We start from the raw sequence: 15,138 nt of genomic DNA, 5'->3' as shown, positions 1-15,138 counted from the left end.
TCTAGGTCTAGGCGTCGTCGACGTTGCTGAGGATCTCCGAGAGGCGCTGCTGGACGCCTTCGAAGACCTGGACGTGCTCGGTGACGGGCAGGTCGGGCAGGGCTTCGAGGCGGCCCAGGGCCTCCTCGACCTCGAACTCGACGTCGTCGGCGTCGGCGTCGGCCGATGGCTTCAGGCGGTCGGCCAGGGCCCCCGGGTTGGGCGTGTCGGTCATGCGTCGTCTTCCTCGTCGTCGATCGGCTCCATGGTCGCGGCGGGGTCGGACGGGGTCGAGGGCTTGGCGGCGGCGGTCGCGGCGGCGTTCGCGCGGGCCTCGGCTTCGGCGAGGCGGATGCGGAGGTCGCGGATCTGCTCTTCGCTGTGCTCGAGGCGCAGGTTGAGGTCGTCGAGGTCGGCCTGGGTGGCGACGCCGATGCGGATGAGGCCGGCGTCGAGTTCGGCGCGGACGAGGCGGCGGAGGTCGGAGGCGGTGCGGGTGCCGTGCTCGCGCACCTGCTCGGAGCCCGAGCGGAGGTCCTCGCGGACCTTGCCGGCGAACTCGCGGGCGCGGCGGGCGGGCTCGCCGGCCATGCCGAACACAGTGTCGAAGTAGGCGCGGGCGGAGTCAGTCATGGTGGTCCCACTCCCTTCAGGGTCTGCCGAGTCCGCGGGTTGGCGTCCCCGCCTCGGTGAGGCTCGCGAGCCGTAGTCTGGCTCTGGCGTCAACGGTACTGCCAAGCTACCGGCGACAGGCCTCGCCCGCGAGGCCGTACTGGCCGGTAACATTCTCACGGGGCGCACCGACGCGCCCGCGCCGATCGAAACAGGAGGGCCCATGGCCACCATCGACGAATGCCGGACCGCGCTCGAGCAGTTCGCGGAGAACCTCGCCTCGAACCCGAAGTCCGTGCGCAAGCTCCAGGGCTTCCAGCGCTCGCTCGCCGCCGACATCACCGACCTCTCGGTGTCGTTCAACGGGAAGTTCGACCAGGGCAAGCTGACCGGCATCACCGACGGCGACAACCCCGACGCGGAGATCCGCATGATCGTCGCCTCTGACGACCTGCTCAAGCTCGTCGCCGGGGAGCTCGACTTCATGAAGGCCTTCACCGGCGGCCAGGTCAAGATCAAGGCGAACATGATGGACCTCATGAAGCTCCGCGGCGTGCTCTAGCGCTTGCGTTCGGTTCACATTGGGCCGCTTGCACATCGTGTGTGACGTAGGGTGCGCGGGCGCGGGCCGTGAGGTCCGTCCCGCGCCCTCCTGGTTCACGGGGTCAAATGCGTCCCGGTCGGACGCAACGGCATTCGGGGCACGTTGTAATCTCTCGGCAGTCGAGCGCTTCGAGCTCAAGAACAAATCCGGGAGGACCGTATGGCCACTGTTGACGAATGCCGCAATGTGCTGGAGAAGATGGCGGGCAAGGTCGCCAGGAAGTCCGACGAGCTCGAGCTCGAAGAAGGCTTCGAGCGCACGCTGGCCGTTGAGCTCACCGACCTGGGTCAGGCGTTCAGCGCCAAGCTGTCCGGCAACAAGCTGACCGACCTGCTCGACGGCGACGCCGCCGACGCCGAGGTCCGCATCCTGATCAGCTCCGACGACCTGATCGCCCTGTCGAAGAAGGAGCTCAAGCCCGCCAAGGCCCTCCTGACCGGCAAGATCAAGATCAAGGCCTCCGTCAAGGACCTCGCCAAGCTGCGCAAGGCCCTCAAGGTCGACTAGGACCGAGGCCTCGCGCCGAAGGCACAGCGCCGCAAAGAAAACGAAGCCCGGACTGCGGCAGTCCGGGCTTCTCGCTTGTCCAACGGTCAGGCCGAGAGGAGCTTCTCCGCGGCCTCGCCCACCGGGATCGGCGGCACGGTCGGGTCGTAGCCGGTCATATCGGCTGCGGCCCAGCTCAACTCACAGAGAGCCCGCCAAGCGTCCAGCTCAGCGCCCTGGCCGCTCAGACGGATCTCCTTGCCTTCCAACACGGCCGTCCAGCCGCCGCACTCGATGCGGTCCACCGCGTCGTTCCAGTCCGGCTCCGGGTGCGGCTCGGTCAGCGCCGCGAGGCTCCAGCCGAGATACGTCGGCCGCTGCTCCGGCGGCAGGGTCAGCGCCTGGCGCGGCGTGACGACACCGGTGAACACCAGCAGCGAGTCCAGGCCCGCCCGGTTGGCGCCCTCGATGTCCGAGTCCGGCCGGTCCCCCACCATGATCCCGTGCCCTCCGGGCTTGCGCGCCAGCGCTTCCCGGTAGATCGCCTCGCCGGGCTTGCCGGCGACGACGTCGGGCCCGCGGCCCAGCGCGATCTTCACGGCCTCGGCCAGCGCACCCGTGCCGGGCAGCGGACCGTCCGGGGTGGGCAGGGTGGCATCGAGGTTCGTGGCCACCCACATCGCGCCGTTGCGGGCCGCGATCGTCAGGTCCGCCAGGTCCCGCCAGGTGACCGACGGGGTCATGCCGTACCCGATGCCCTGCGCCGCAGCCGGATCGGTCGTGAGTGTCAGCCCGGCGGCCGTCACCGTGTCCCGCAGCGCGTCCGAGCCGCAGATCAGCACCGGCGCCCCGGCGGGCAGCCGCTCGCGCAGCGCCGCCGCGACCACCTGCGCGGAGGTGAGGACCTCGGCCGGGTCGGCCGGGATGTCCATGCCCCGCAAGGCGTCGGCGACGGTCTCAGGGCTGCGGGAGGCGTTGTTGGTGACGAACACCGGCGCGCAGCCGAGCCCCGGCAGGGCCGCGATGGTCGCGGCCGCTTCCGGGATCGGCTGGCTGAGCAGGTAGACGACGCCGTCGAGGTCGAGCAGGGCGAGGTCGTAGGCGCCGGCGAGAGCCTCAGGCGCGCCTTTCAGTCGGGTCATCCGGACTCCTCAGGGTCGGGGTGCGAGAACGCCTCCGCGAACTTGTGCGGAGGCGTTTCGCGAACGGCCCCTTGCGGGGCCGTTCGCTGTTGCTTACTTGGACTCGGGGTTCGGCTTGTCCTCGGCGCGCGCTTCGCGCGGCGCCTCGGTGCGCTCTTCCGCCTCTACCTCGTCGTCGTCCTCGTCGTCGAGGTCGTCGTCTTCTTCGTCATCGTCGAAGTCGTCGTCGTCCTCGTCCTCGTCATCTTCATCCTCGTAGTCGTCGTCCTCGTCGTCGTCGAGGTCGTCGTCGCCGGAGTCCTCATCGTCGTCTTCGTCGTCGAAGTCCTCGTCGTCGTCATCGAGGTCGTCTTCGTCGTCCTCGAGATCGTCGTCTTCGCCTTCGTACTCGTCGTCCTCGTCGTACTCCTCGACGACGATGCCCTCGAGCTCGAGCAGCCGCTCGGCGGCGCCGGTCTCGCCGGTCTCGTCGGCGGCGACGGCCTTCGAGAGCCATTCGCGCGCTTCGTCCTCGCGGCCGTCGGCCAGCAGGCCCTCGGCGTACGCGAAGCGGAGGCGGGCGACCCACGGCTCGGTCTTCGGCGAGTTCAACGCCCCGACCTTCAGCATCGCGGTCGCGGCCTCGCCCATGCCCATGTCGCGGCGGGCGCCGGAGGCGACGATGAGCAGCTCGACCCGCACCTCGGGGTCGACGCTCTCGTCGCTGCCGAACTCGCGGTAGAGGTCGATCGCGCGCTCCGGGTGCCCAAGGGCCCGTTCGCAGTCGGCGATGAGCGCCACGTGGTCGTGCGTGCCGCCCAGGCGCTGCGCGGCGCGCAGCTCGTTGACGGCCAGCTGCCATTCCTCGGCGCCGTAGGCGGCCACACCGGTGACCTCGCGGACCACGGCCACGCGGGACGCCTTGCGGCGGGCGTAGCGGGCCTGCTCGAGCGCGCCTTCGACGTCGTCCTCGGCGAGGAGCGCCGCGGCGGCGATGAGCCGGTTGCCGACGGCCTCGGCGAGCTGCTTGTTCAAGCTGCGCAGCCCGGCCTTGGTCTCCTTGTCGAGCTGGTCGAAGCCGTACTCGACGCCTTCGGGCAGGTCGGGGGCCTCGTCGGACTCGCCGAGGCGGATCGGGCCCTCGTGGCCGGCCTCGCGCTCCTCGAGCGGACGCAGGTTGTCCTTGCCGCGGCGCTCCCTGCCGTCGCGACCGAGGCGGTCGTCGCCCCGGTCGTCGCGGCGCGGGCGGTCGTCACGGTCGAAGCGGCGCTGGCCGCCCCGGTCGTCACGACGGGGACCGCGGTCGTCGCGGCCCTCGAACTTGCGCGGACGGTCGTCATCGCGGCGCGGGCGGTCGTCGCGGTCGCTCTCGAACTTGCGCGGACGGTCGTCGTCACGGCGGGGACGGTCGTCGCGATTGCCTTCGAAACGGCGCGGACGGTCGTCATCGCGGCGCGGCCGATCGTCACGGTTGCCCTCGAAGCGACGGGGACCGCGGTCGTCGCGGTTGAAGCCGCCGCTGCGGTTGTCGCCGTCGCGGCGCGGACGGTCGTCGCGGTTGCCTTCGAAGCGACGGGGGCCGCGGTCGTCGCGGTTGTACCCGCCGCGCCCGCCCCGGTCGTCGCGGTTGCCCTCGAAACGGCGAGGTCCACGGTCGTCGCGGTTGTAGCCGCCGCGGTTGTCGCGGTCGCCTTCGAATCGGCGCGGGCCCTGGCCCTCGCGGTTCTCGAAACGGCGCGGACGGTCGTCGCCGTCGCGGCGCGGCCGGTCGTCATAACGACGCGGGCCCTGGCCTTCGCGGGTGAAACCGCCGCGGCCGCGGTCGTCGTCGCGGCGCGGGCCGCGGTCGTCACGGTTGTAGCCGCCACCGCGGTTGTCGCGGTTGAAACCGCCGCCACGGTTGTCGCCGTCGCGACGCGGACGGTCGTCGCGGTTGAAGCCGCGCCCGCCACGGTCGTCGCGGTTGTAGCCGCCACTGCGGCTGTCGCGGTTGAAACCGCCGCCACCGCGGTTGTCGCGGTTGAAGCCACCACCGCGGCTGTCACCGTCACGGCGCGGACGGTCGTCGCGGTTGCCCTCGAAACGACGGGGTCCACGGTCGTCGCGGTTGTACCCGCCGCGCCCGCGGTCGTCGTCGCGGCGCGGGCCGCGGTCGTCACGGTTGTAGCCGCCACCGCGGCTGTCGCGGTTAAAGCCGCCACCGCGGTTGTCGCCGTCACGGCGCGGACGGTCGTCGCGGTTGCCTTCGAAGCGGCGCGGACCGCGGTCGTCACCGTCGCGGCGCGGCCGGGCGTCCCGGTCCTCGTAGCGCCGCGGACGGTCGTCGCGGCCTTCACTGCGGCCGTAGCCGCCTCTGCCACCACGGTCGTCGCGGTTGTACCCACCACGCCCAGAACGGTCGCCGGAGCCGCCGCCCTCGCGACGGCCGTAGCCGCCTCGTCGGTCATCTTCACCCTTGCGGGCGCGGCCGTCTTCAGCCACTCGATTCTCCCCCTCTATTCACCGCGACAAAACCAGCCAAGTGTATGCCTCAGCCGATGACCTCGAACCCGGCGACGGTCTTCTTGCCGCGCCGGATCACTCCGTACCGCCCGTGAAGCAGGTCAGACTGGTCGATAACGGCCGCAGGATCACTCACGCGGACGTTGTTGAGGTAGGCCCCGCCCTCCTTCGCAGCGCGGCGGGCCTCGCCCAGGCTCGCCACCACGCCGGACTCCTTCATGGCCTCGGCCACGGTGACGTCGGGCTTCGTGAACTCCGCCAGGCCTGCCTCGACGAGCGCCGCGCGCAGCGTCGACTCCGGCAGGTCCGCAAGCTCGCCGCGACCGAACAGCGCCTGCGAGGCGGCCACGACGTGCGCGGTCTCCTCGGCGCCGTGCAGCAGGGTCGTCAGCTCCTCCGCGAGCGCCTTCTGCGCGAGGCGCGCAGCCGGCTTCTCGGCGGTCGCCCGCTCCAGCTCCTCGAGCTCTGCGTGGGACTTGAGCGAGAAGCACTTGAGGTAGCGCACGACGTCGGCGTCGCTGGAGTTGACCCAGAACTGGTAGAACGCGTACGGGCTGGTCAGCTCGCCGTCGAGCCAGACCGCGCCGCCCTCGCTCTTGCCGAACTTCGTGCCGTCCGCCTTGGTCACGAGCGGGCTCACGAACGCGTGCACGTGCTCGCCCGAGCGGCGGCGGATGAAGTCGACACCGGCGGTGATGTTGCCCCACTGGTCCGACCCTCCGAACTGGAGGGTGCAGCCGTGGCGGCGGTTGAGCTCGAAGAAGTCGTTGGACTGCAGGAGCTGGTAGGAGAACTCCGTGAACGAGATGCCGGATTCGAGGCGGGACTTCACCACGTCGCGCGCGAGCATCTTCGAGACCGGGAAGTGCTTGCCCACGTCCCGCAGGAACTCCACGACGCCCATCTCGCTGGTCCAGTCGAGGTTGTTCACCAGGACCGCGCCGTTCTCGCCGTCGTAGGTGACGAACGGCGACACCTGCGCGCGGATCTTCTCGACCCAGCCGGCCACGACCTCCGGCGGGTTCATGACGCGCTCGCCGACCTCGCGGGGGTCGCCGATCTGGCCCGTCGCGCCGCCCACGAGCAGCAGCGGCCGCAGCCCGGCCTGCTGCAGACGGCGGGCGGTGATGAGCTGCATGAGGTGGCCGACGTGCAGGCTCGGGGCCGTCGGGTCGAAACCGATATAGAACGTCACCTGGCCCGCGTCGATGTGCTCGCGGAGAGCGTCGGTACCGGTCGAATCCTGGATGAGGCCGCGCCAAGCGAGATCGTCGAGAATATGCACGTCACCATTCTGCCCTAGCGGCGGAAACGAGTTTCGTGCTGCGCGGGCGGGCGTGACCCGGGCCGTCAGGCGTCCGCGCGCCGCCCGGTCTGGCCGAGCGCGAGCGCGACCTCGATCTGGACGCGCAGCTCAAGGGCCGCGTTGGTCTTCGCGACCTGCTTGGTCGGGCCCTTGCCTTCGGCGGCGACCTGCTCGCCCGAGACCGGCATCCAGCCCTCGGCTCGGCAGGTGAAGACCCGCTCGTGCGAGGGGCCGTCGACCGAGAAATCCCACGTGAGGGGTTTGACGACGCCGCGGGCGGCGTAGATCTGGACCGCTTCGGCCGGGTTGACCCCGGCGTCCACGAGGAGCTTCTTCGCGGCCTCCGTGCGCGGCTTGGCGGCCGCGTCCGCGGACGGGTCGGGCAGGCCCGCCAGCGCGGCCACGAGCGCCAGGGCGGCCTGGTTGCGGGCTTCCTTCTTGTTGCGCTGCAGACGCTTCGGAGAGTCGACCTGCTCGCCGTTGTAGCGGATGGAGACCTGCGCGGAGAACAGGGGTCCTTCGAAGCCGGGGGCGTCCTCCACGGTCCAGAGCACGTTCGTCTCGTTGCTGACCGGGCCGCCGAGGCGGTCCTGCAGGTAGACGTTGACGATCGACTGGGCCTGCTGCGGCTCGTCCGCGAGCATCCGGTTCATCCGCTCGCGCAGCGGCTCGAACTCGCCGCGGCCGTAGAGGTAGACGGAGGCGAACTCGCGGAGCTGGAGCTCGCGGGCGTCGAGGCGGCGGGCGGTGTCGGCGGCCAGGCCGACGGGGTTCTCGCCGCGTTCGACGGCGAACTGGAGGACGCGGGCGAACTGCTTGTAGGGCAGGGCGGTGAAGTCGGCGGCCTCGGCGTGCTTCGCGGTCTGCTCGTGGGCCTTCTGCTTGAAGTACTCGGCCTTGGCGCGGCGCTCCTCCTCGACGCGTTCGTTGACGTGCGCGGCGATCGCGTCCAGTTCCTCGATCGGGTAGGGGCTCGGGCGGCCGAGGGCGGCGGCGAGCAGGATGCGCTGGACGATGAGGTCGGGGTAGCGGCGGATCGGGCTGGTCGCGTGCGTGTACGCGGGCAGTTGGAGGCCGTGGTGGCCGTGCACGGTGGGAGCGTAGGTGGCGGCGCGGGCGACCATGCGCATGCGGGTGCGGAGCATCTCGAAGGCGGTGCCGTCCCCGGCGGCGGCGATCGAGTCGAGTTCGGCGCGCAGTTCGGCGGGGTCGCCGGCGACGGCGGCGAGGCGGTGGTTGCGGAAGAGGATCGGCAGGTCCTCGCGCACGGCCCACGCCGCGATCTGCGCGTTGGCGGCGATCATGAACTCCTGCACGATGATGTACCCGGAGTTGCGTTCGGCGCTGTCGAGGCGGACGAGCTGGCCCTCCTCGTTGGTGGCGAAGCCGGAGAGGAGGTCGTAGAACGCGAGCGCTCCCGCGTTGCGGCGCGCGGCGAGCATGGTCTGGGCGAAGCGCAGGGCGAGCGCGAGGGTGCCGTGGAGCGGGTGGGCGGGGTCGTTCGCGGCGGTGGCGGCCTCGCCGTGGGTCATGATCCAGGAGGTGGTGAGGCGGCCGGGGCCGAGGTCGGCGGAGAGGACCTGCCCGGTGTGGTCGAGGCGCAGGTGGACGGCGAAGGTCTCGTTCTCGCGGCCGGGTTCGAGGGAGGCGGCTGCGACCACGGGCGCGGGGAGCATGTGCCTGGTGTGCTCGGGCCGGTAGCGGGTGTGGACGCGGCTGTGGGCCTCGGTGTCGGCGCGGCCGCCCGTCTCGACGTGGTCGGCGACGCGGGCGATGTGGATCCAGACGTCGAAGCCGTCGCCGTGGGGTTCGATCCAGACGGCGTCGTCGCGGTCGACCGTGGTCGCGGCGTCGATCATGATCCCGGTCTCGGCTGGATTGTGGTCGACCAACTGCGCTCCTTCGAAGTCCAGCCGCAATGGTAACCGGAGCCACACGGTCAGGTAGGGACGGCGCGGGCGGTGGCGGCGAGCCTCGCGGACCACAATGGGGCGGGCGTTCCGGTGGTGGACGCCCGGCCCGTGGTCCGTTCGGTCAGGGGCGCAGGTCCCAGGTCTCGAGGCGTCCGCACATGCCCCATTTGGCGGCCGGGCCGCCCGCGTCGGCGACGTGGGCGTCGCAGAGGTGGGCAGGGTCGGCCTTCGCGAGGGCGTCCAAGTGGGCGCCCGTGGCGTCGGCCTGGGCCTTGGGTCCGTCGGCCCAGAGCTTGCGCCAGGTCTCGGTGCGGGACGAGACGAGCCGGGCCGCACTGTCCCACAAGGGTTTCATGGCCGCCGGGCCCTCGGCTTCGACGCGTTCGCGCAGAGCGAGGAAGCCGTCGACGGCGAGGTCCCGGCGGGCGCGGGTGGCCTCGCCGCGTTCGGTCTCGGTGAGGCCCGGGGCGGCCGGTGCCGATGCGGCGGCGGAGTACGCCTCCGGGTCGGCGAGGGTCGCTTCGGGGAAGGTGAACACGGCGTCCCCGGCCTCGGGGATGCCGGCGTTCTGCATGACCACCACGAGCTGGAGGTCGCCGGAGCCGTTGATCAGGCGGTGGACCGTCCCAGGGGTGAACCACAGGACGGTCCCTCGCGCGAGGTCGTGCCGCTGGTAGCCGTTCCCCGAGAGCGTCTCGACCGCGCCGGTGCCGCTCGTGACGACGTACCCCTCAGTGGAGGCGGTGTGCAAATGCGGGCTGCCGCCCGCCTGACCGTCCACAGTGGGCCAGTCGTAGACGGTGACGAGTGAGACGGCCGTGCCGCCGGGGAAGCCGCCCATCGTCAGCCCAGCCGCGCCAGTTCGGCGGCGGCCAGCTCGGCGGCCTTCGCGGCCCCGTCGATCCCGGTGTCGCCGTTGCAGATCGCGACGGCGTGGCGCAGCGTCACGGTGTCGCCGGGCGCCATCGGCAGCTCGGTGTCGAAGAACGGCGCGGGGCAGACCGCGGCGAACGGGGTCGTGCGCACGAACCACTTGACCGGCGCGGTCGGGTTCTCCGCGTGGTCGGTGAAGACCAGCGTCGAGACCGCGTCGACCGAGTCGTGCTTGCCGCGGAAGGCCAGCCAGTCGCCGCGCACGCCCATCTTCTCGTCGCCGCCTTCGCCTTCGGCGGTGTAGACGCGGCCCTCGGTGAAGGACCGCGGCCCGCGCCAGAAGAACCCGCCGTAGCCGGCGTTCTCGCGCCCCTCGGTCGTCGGGCTGCCCATGACGACGGTGTCCCCGGTGTCGTTGGTGAACGCGGTCGTGAAGGACAGCACCCACGTGTCGTCGGTGAGGACGGTGATCGCGAAGGAGCGGGTCTCGGAGAAGAAGTGGCGGCCGTCCTGGGTGACCCAGTCGAGGCGCTCGACGGCCTTGACGCCGTTCTCGTCCGAGGTCAGCTCGGTGAACTCCTGGTGGACCATGGAGCCGTCGTTCTTCTCGTCCACGTAGCCCTTGCCGCGGCGGAAGGTGGCGCCGCCCCAGAAGTTCTCGGGCCCGGCGTTCGGGATCGAGAGGGCGATGCCCTTGTGCCACACGTGGTCGTGCGGGCGGTAGAGGCTCACCTGGTTGCCCGCGAGGTCGCGCAGCGGCTCGAAGTACGGCCGCGGGGACTCGAACTGGGCGTTGTCCGGGCGGTAGACGTACCGCAGGATCTCGAGGTCCCCCTTGGTGATCGAGAGGGCGGTGCCGTCGTCGGCGAGGTGCAGCGTCATCGGTGTTCTCTCCAGTCGAAGCTCGGTCTGGCTGGTCGGGCGGTCACTTGCGGTCGGGCCACGGGGCGCCGGTGCCGTCCATGCGCTGGTAGAACGGCGAGGTCGGGTCGATCTCGCCGGCGCGGACGCGCTTGCCGGTGAAGGCGGAGGCGTAGATCGCGGCGAGCAGTTCGAGCGTGCGGCGGGCGTCCTCGACGGTGACCGGCGGGGCGGCCTTGCCGTCGAGGGCGTCGGCGATGCGCAGGAACTGGGCGTAGTGGCCGGAGGACTTGCCGCGCGGCTCGCCCGCCCAGGCGCGGTTGACCTCCTCGGCGGCGTCGTCGATCGGGTACACGCTCCAATCATCGTCGCCGTAGCCGTAGAGGTGGTCGAGTTCGACGGTGGCGTTGTCGAAGTCGAGCCGGATCTGCGAGACCTCGCGCGGGGAGAGCAGCGAGTTGGTGATGACCACGGACGCACCGGATTCGAGGGTGACGATCGCGTGCGAGACGTCCTCGGTGTTGGTGATGCGGCGGTGGCGGTGCGCGGTGGCGACCACCTCGGACCAGGGCCCGACGAGCGACAGCAGCGTGTCGATCTGGTGGATGCCGTGGCCCATGGTCGGGCCGCCGCCCTCGGTCTCCCAGCGGCCGCGCCATTCGACCGCGAAGTACTCCTCGGGGCGGTACCAGAGGGTGTCGCACTTCGCGACGGCCAGGCGGCCGAGGACGCCGGAGGCCATCATGCTGCGCACGCGCTCGGCGGCGGAGCCGAAGCGGTGCTGGGAGATGAGCGCGAAGTCGGCCGTCGAGGCGGACGCGGCGGCCGCGACCGCGTCGAACTCCTCGAGGCTCAGCGCCGGGGGCTTCTCGCAGACGACGCCCACGCCGGCCTCCAGGGCCGCGATCGCGCCGGGCGCGTGGGCCACGGGCGGCGTGCACAGGTCGACCAGGTCGAGCGTCTCGTTGGCGAGCAGCTCCTCGATCGAGGCGTAGCCGCGCTCGACGCCGAACTGCTCCTTGAACGCCTCCAGGCGCTCGGCGTCGGGGTCGACGGCCGCGACCAGCTCGATGCGGCCTTGGAGGTGGTCGCGCAACTGGCCGGCGTGCAGCCCGGCGATGCCGCCGGTGCCGACCACGGCGAGGCGGTAGGGGGAAGACACAGTGGACTCCTTCGTCACGAGGGTCTGTAAACGTTTTCCAACGTCGCGCTCATACTATCCGACAACGGTCGCGGAGGTGACCTGGGTCGCCAGCGCGCGGGTCCCGGGCTCGAGGCGCCTGGTGCCGGTGACCTCGACGTTCAGCGCGGCCGCGGTGTCCGCGGCCGAGCGGGCGAGGCGCAGTTCGAGCGCGCCGGCCTCGACGACCCACGAGCCGTCGACGCCCACGAACGCGGCCAGGTCGACGGGCATGGCGAAGCGGGCCTCGCGGGTCTCCCCGGGGGCCAGGTCGAGCCGGGCGAAGCCGACGAGGCGCTGCACGGGGCGGACGGCGGAGGCGACGGGGTCGTGGAGGTAGAGCTGCACGACCTCGGTGCCGTGGCGGGCGCCGGAGTTGCGGACGCGGACGGAGAGCTCGACGGTCCCGTCGGGGGCGACCTCGGGGCCGGACAGGAGCGTCGCCGCGTCCCATTCGAACTGCGTGTACGAGAGGCCGTGGCCGAAGACGTACTGGGCGGTCGGGTCGACGGAGGAGACCGAGGAGCGCCGGGCCAGTTCGGGGGCGAGGTAGGTGGCGGGCGGGGAGTCGGGGCGGGCCGGGACGCCGGCGGGGAGGCGGCCTTCGGGTTCCGCGGCGCCGGTGAGCACGGCGCTGATCGCGCCCGCGCCCTCCTGGCCGGGCAGGAACGCCTGGACGATCGCGGCGGCCCGGTCGGGGGCGGTGCCGAGCGCGTAGGGGCGGCCGGAGATGACGACGACGACGGTGGGCGTGCCCGAGTCGAGCACGGCTTCGAGCAGCTCGGGCTGGCGGCCGGGCAGCGCGTGCGAGGGGGCGTCGCAGCCTTCGCCGGAGGTGCCGCGGCCGAAGAGGCCGGAGCGGTCGCCGACGGCGACGATGGCGAGGTCCGCAGCGGCGGCAGCGTTCGCGGCGGCGGCGATCTCGGCGTCGGTGGCGTCGAGGACGGAGCCGGCGGCGAGGTGTTCGATGGCCGCGCCGGGCAGGTCGGCGGCGAGGCGCTCGGCGAGGGTCGCGATCGAGACGCCCATGTCCACGTGGGGGTAGGGGTCGTTCGAGTCGATGCTCGCGGCGTCGTTGCGGCCGTGGTGGTTCGGGAAGGCGTAGCAGCCGAGCATGACGGCCTTGTCGTCGGCGACGGGCCCGACGAGGGCGATGCGGCCGGGCTGGGAGTCCAGCGGGAGCGCGCCGTCGTTGGCGAGGAGCACGATCGACTTGCGGGCGACCTCGGCGGCCAGCGCGCGGGCCTCGAGCGGGTCGAGGTCGATCTCGGCGGCGGGCGCGGGGAGCTCGTCGAGCAGGCCGAGCTGGATCTTCTGGGTGAGGACGCGTTCGACGGCGCGGTCGACGACACCCTCGTCGATGCGGCCGGCGGCGACGGCGGACTGGAGCGGTCCGCCGTAGCAGTCGACGCCGGGCAGTTCGACGTCCACGCCGCCGGCGAGGCCGAGGACGGCGGCCTCCGACTTGTCCGCGGCGACGCTGTGGAGCGAGTTGAGGAAGTTGACGCCGAAGTAGTCGGAGACGACGGTGCCGTCGAAGCCCCATTCGTCGCGCAGGACCCCCTGGAGGAGTTGGGGGTTGGCGTGGGAGGCGACGCCGTCGTTGGCGGCGTACGAGGGCATCACGGAGCCGGCGCGGCCGATGCGCACGGCCATCTCGAACGGGGTCAGGTACGTCTCGGCGAACTGCCGCGGGCCCATGTAGACCGGGCCGAAGTTGCGGGCGGCGTGCGAGGCGGAGTACCCGGCGAAGTGCTTGAGGGTGGCGATGATCCCGGAGTCCTGCAGGCCCGAGACGTACGCGGTCGCGAGGGTGCCCGTGAGGTACGGGTCCTCGCCCATGGTCTCCTCGGTCCGGCCCCAGCGGGAGTCGGCGACGACGTCGAGGACGGGGGCGAGGCCCTGGTGGACGCCGACGCTGCGCATCGTGACGCCGATCTGCTGGGCCATCGCGCCGATGAGCTCGGGGTCGAAGGTCGCGCCCCAGGCGAGGGCGGTCGGGAAGATCGTGGCGCCGTGGGCCATGAAGCCGGTGAGGCATTCCTCGTGGGCGAGGGCGGCGATGCCGAAGCGGCTCGCGGCGCGGATGCGCTCCTGGAGGGCGGCGAGGTTGGCGGCGCCTTCGGCGGCCGGCACGGGGGCCGAGCCGAAGGGGCGGGTGAGCTGGCCCAACCCGTGTGCGATGGCCTCGTCCTCGGAGACCGCGCCGGACTGCTCGCTCTGGTGCGGGGCCATGTCGCCGGCGTCCGCGTCGACGCCGCGCCACAGGCTGTACAGCTGCGCGCACTTCTCCTCGAGCGTCATTCGCTTGACCAGACCGGCGGCCCTTTCGGCCGCGTCCGCGGGGGTGTGGGTGTCCATGCTGCTCCACTCAAGCGGCCCGGAACGCTGGAACAGGTGGTTCCGGGCCGATAGTTTCTGAAACTTTTCTGATCGTTTTCGATGCAGGTTTGCACACCATAACATTGATGACGGGGTACTTCTAGGCTTGATTTCATCGTGGGATGCGTTTGCCCACGGCTCTTGAGCGAGGAAAGTTCTCGAAACTTTCGGGTGGAATCCGGGAGCCCAGAGGAGCCGCTATAAGATGTCGGCACTACGGTTGGGCAGGAACGACCAGGAGGACCCTTGAGCGAAGACGAACACGGGCGCATCACGATCCGCGCGATCGCCGACGAGGCCGGCGTCAGCGTGCCGACCGTGTCGCGCGTCATCAACGGCCGCTCGGACGTCGCGCCCGAGACGCGCAAGCGCGTCGAGGAACTGCTGAACGAACGCGGGTACCAGCGCCGCCGCTCCACCCGCGCGCCCAGCCGCGCCCGCCTGGTCGACCTCGTCTTCAACGAGCTGGACAGCCCGTGGGCGGTCGAGATCATCCGCGGGGTCGAGGACGCGGCCCACGCCGCCGGCGTCGGCACCGTCGTGTCCGCGGTCCACCGCCGCCGCGCCTCCACCGAGCAGTGGCTGGACAACCTCCGCACCCGCGCCTCCGACGGCGTGATCCTGGTGGTCTCCCAACTGGCCTCCCCCATCCTGGAACAGCTCCGGCACCTCGGCGTCCCGATGGTCGTGCTCGACCCCTCGGGCGGCCCGACGATGGACGCCCCCGCCATCGGCGCCACCAACTGGGCCGGCGGCCTCGCCGCGACCGAGCACCTGATCTCCTTGGGTCACACGCGCATCGGCTTCATCCACGGCCCCAAGCAGGTGCTGTGCTCCCGGGCCCGCTTCGACGGCTACCGCGCCGCCCTCGACGCGGCCGGCCTCACCTACGACCCCACGCTGATCTACGACGGGGACTTCTACCACCAGTCCGGCTTCGACGCCGCCACCTCGCTCATGCGCCTGCCCGAGCCGCCCACCGCGATCTTCGCCTCCTCGGACCAGATGGCCTTCGGCGCGTACGAGGCGATCCGCCAGGCCGGCCTGCGCATTCCCGAGCACGTGAGCGTCATCGGCTTCGACGACCTGCCCGAGTCGCGCTGGTGCAGCCCGCCTTTGACGACGATCCGCCAGCCGCTCGCCGAGATGGGCGCGCTCGCCGCCCGCACGGTCCTGGAGATGGCCGCCGGCAACGACATCGACTCGCCGCGCCTCGAACTCGCCACCGAGCTCGTCGTCCGCGAGTCCACGGCGCGGCTCGTCCCCTAGCGGTCCTTCCAGGACCGGTTGTCCGCCAACGGCATCGGCGCGGCGTCGAC

At 71.6% G+C, this 15,138-nt stretch carries 14 protein-coding genes; 4 read left to right on the top strand and 10 right to left on the bottom strand.

Features of this window, described 5'->3' with window-relative positions:
- Positions 1–7: 7 nt before the first annotated feature.
- Positions 8–214, bottom strand: coding sequence for a hypothetical protein (locus O2L01_RS16730; protein WP_270123120.1), 207 nt, complete (start codon positions 212–214; stop codon positions 8–10).
- Positions 211–612: a hypothetical protein gene (locus tag O2L01_RS16725; protein ID WP_270123119.1), complete on the bottom strand. Its 402-nt coding sequence runs from the start codon at positions 610–612 to the stop codon at positions 211–213. The genes O2L01_RS16730 and O2L01_RS16725 overlap by 4 nt, the downstream gene beginning before the upstream one ends.
- Positions 613–814: 202 nt before the next feature.
- On the opposite strand from O2L01_RS16725, the gene O2L01_RS16720 reads away from it, so the two are divergent.
- Both O2L01_RS16720 and O2L01_RS16715 read left to right on the top strand, forming a co-directional pair.
- On the top strand, positions 815–1,153 hold the full coding sequence (locus tag O2L01_RS16720) for an SCP2 sterol-binding domain-containing protein (RefSeq protein ID WP_270123118.1): 339 nt from the start codon (positions 815–817) through the stop codon (positions 1,151–1,153).
- A gap of 201 nt (positions 1,154–1,354) precedes the next feature.
- Positions 1,355–1,702: an SCP2 sterol-binding domain-containing protein gene (locus O2L01_RS16715; RefSeq protein ID WP_270123117.1), complete on the top strand. Its 348-nt coding sequence runs from the start codon at positions 1,355–1,357 to the stop codon at positions 1,700–1,702.
- Positions 1,703–1,788: 86 nt separating this feature from the next.
- On the opposite strand, the gene O2L01_RS16710 is transcribed toward O2L01_RS16715, so the two are convergent.
- Both O2L01_RS16710 and O2L01_RS16705 read right to left on the bottom strand, forming a co-directional pair.
- The gene (locus O2L01_RS16710; protein ID WP_270123116.1) at positions 1,789–2,823 is read right to left on the bottom strand and encodes an HAD-IIA family hydrolase; all 1,035 of its coding nucleotides are present in this window, start codon (positions 2,821–2,823) and stop codon (positions 1,789–1,791) included.
- A gap of 93 nt (positions 2,824–2,916) precedes the next feature.
- Positions 2,917–3,837, bottom strand: coding sequence for a hypothetical protein (locus tag O2L01_RS16705; protein WP_270123115.1), 921 nt, complete (start codon positions 3,835–3,837; stop codon positions 2,917–2,919).
- Positions 3,838–3,945: 108 nt separating this feature from the next.
- On the opposite strand from O2L01_RS16705, the gene O2L01_RS16700 reads away from it, so the two are divergent.
- The gene (locus O2L01_RS16700; RefSeq protein WP_270123114.1) at positions 3,946–5,343 is read left to right on the top strand and encodes a hypothetical protein; all 1,398 of its coding nucleotides are present in this window, start codon (positions 3,946–3,948) and stop codon (positions 5,341–5,343) included.
- Here O2L01_RS16700 and tyrS read toward each other — a convergent pair.
- The 6 genes from tyrS to O2L01_RS16670 form a co-directional block, all read right to left on the bottom strand.
- Positions 5,333–6,589 carry a tyrosine--tRNA ligase gene (gene tyrS / locus O2L01_RS16695; protein WP_270123113.1) on the bottom strand — a complete coding sequence of 419 codons (1,257 nt, stop codon included), beginning with the start codon at positions 6,587–6,589 and terminating at the stop codon, positions 5,333–5,335. The genes O2L01_RS16700 and tyrS overlap by 11 nt on opposite strands.
- 65 nt (positions 6,590–6,654) lie before the next feature.
- A complete protein-coding gene (locus O2L01_RS16690) occupies positions 6,655–8,502 on the bottom strand; it encodes an RNB domain-containing ribonuclease (RefSeq protein ID WP_270123112.1) in 1,848 nt (615 codons plus the stop codon).
- Positions 8,503–8,644: 142 nt separating this feature from the next.
- Positions 8,645–9,364 carry a cupin domain-containing protein gene (locus O2L01_RS16685; RefSeq protein ID WP_270123111.1) on the bottom strand — a complete coding sequence of 240 codons (720 nt, stop codon included), beginning with the start codon at positions 9,362–9,364 and terminating at the stop codon, positions 8,645–8,647.
- 2 nt (positions 9,365–9,366) lie between these two features.
- Entirely contained in the window at positions 9,367–10,278 is a 912-nt protein-coding gene (locus O2L01_RS16680) for a DUF6807 domain-containing protein (RefSeq protein ID WP_270123110.1), read from the bottom strand.
- Between the two features lie 43 nt (positions 10,279–10,321).
- Positions 10,322–11,419, bottom strand: a complete 1,098-nt coding sequence (locus O2L01_RS16675) for a Gfo/Idh/MocA family protein (protein ID WP_270123109.1) — start codon at positions 11,417–11,419, stop codon at positions 10,322–10,324.
- A 54-nt stretch (positions 11,420–11,473) separates the two neighbouring features.
- Complete coding sequence (locus O2L01_RS16670; protein ID WP_270123108.1) at positions 11,474–13,798, bottom strand: beta-glucosidase family protein; 2,325 nt, start codon at positions 13,796–13,798, stop codon at positions 11,474–11,476.
- Positions 13,799–14,065: 267 nt separating this feature from the next.
- Here O2L01_RS16670 and O2L01_RS16665 point away from each other — a divergent pair, with 267 nt between their 5' ends.
- Positions 14,066–15,088: a LacI family DNA-binding transcriptional regulator gene (locus tag O2L01_RS16665; RefSeq protein WP_270123107.1), complete on the top strand. Its 1,023-nt coding sequence runs from the start codon at positions 14,066–14,068 to the stop codon at positions 15,086–15,088.
- Positions 15,089–15,138 lie beyond the last annotated feature (50 nt).

It is taken from the genome of Glycomyces lechevalierae, from assembly GCF_027622945.1.
GTDB lineage: Bacteria > Actinomycetota > Actinomycetes > Mycobacteriales > Micromonosporaceae > Glycomyces > Glycomyces rutgersensis.
The sequence above is the reverse complement of the archived record's forward strand: the minus strand, read 5'-3'. Positions and strand labels throughout refer to the sequence as shown.

Excerpts from the sequence above, each read along its gene's own strand:
- O2L01_RS16725 (WP_270123119.1), bottom strand. The coding sequence starts at position 612 with ATGACTGACTCCGCCCGCGCCTACTTCGACACTGTGTTCGGCATGGCC.
- O2L01_RS16710 (WP_270123116.1), bottom strand. The coding sequence starts at position 2,823 with ATGACCCGACTGAAAGGCGCGCCTGAGGCTCTCGCCGGCGCCTACGAC.
- O2L01_RS16685 (WP_270123111.1), bottom strand. The coding sequence starts at position 9,364 with ATGGGCGGCTTCCCCGGCGGCACGGCCGTCTCACTCGTCACCGTCTAC.
- O2L01_RS16680 (WP_270123110.1), bottom strand. The coding sequence starts at position 10,278 with ATGACGCTGCACCTCGCCGACGACGGCACCGCCCTCTCGATCACCAAG.
- O2L01_RS16670 (WP_270123108.1), bottom strand. The coding sequence starts at position 13,798 with ATGGACACCCACACCCCCGCGGACGCGGCCGAAAGGGCCGCCGGTCTG.
- O2L01_RS16730 (WP_270123120.1), bottom strand. The coding sequence starts at position 214 with ATGACCGACACGCCCAACCCGGGGGCCCTGGCCGACCGCCTGAAGCCA.
- O2L01_RS16715 (WP_270123117.1), top strand. The coding sequence starts at position 1,355 with ATGGCCACTGTTGACGAATGCCGCAATGTGCTGGAGAAGATGGCGGGC.
- O2L01_RS16720 (WP_270123118.1), top strand. The coding sequence starts at position 815 with ATGGCCACCATCGACGAATGCCGGACCGCGCTCGAGCAGTTCGCGGAG.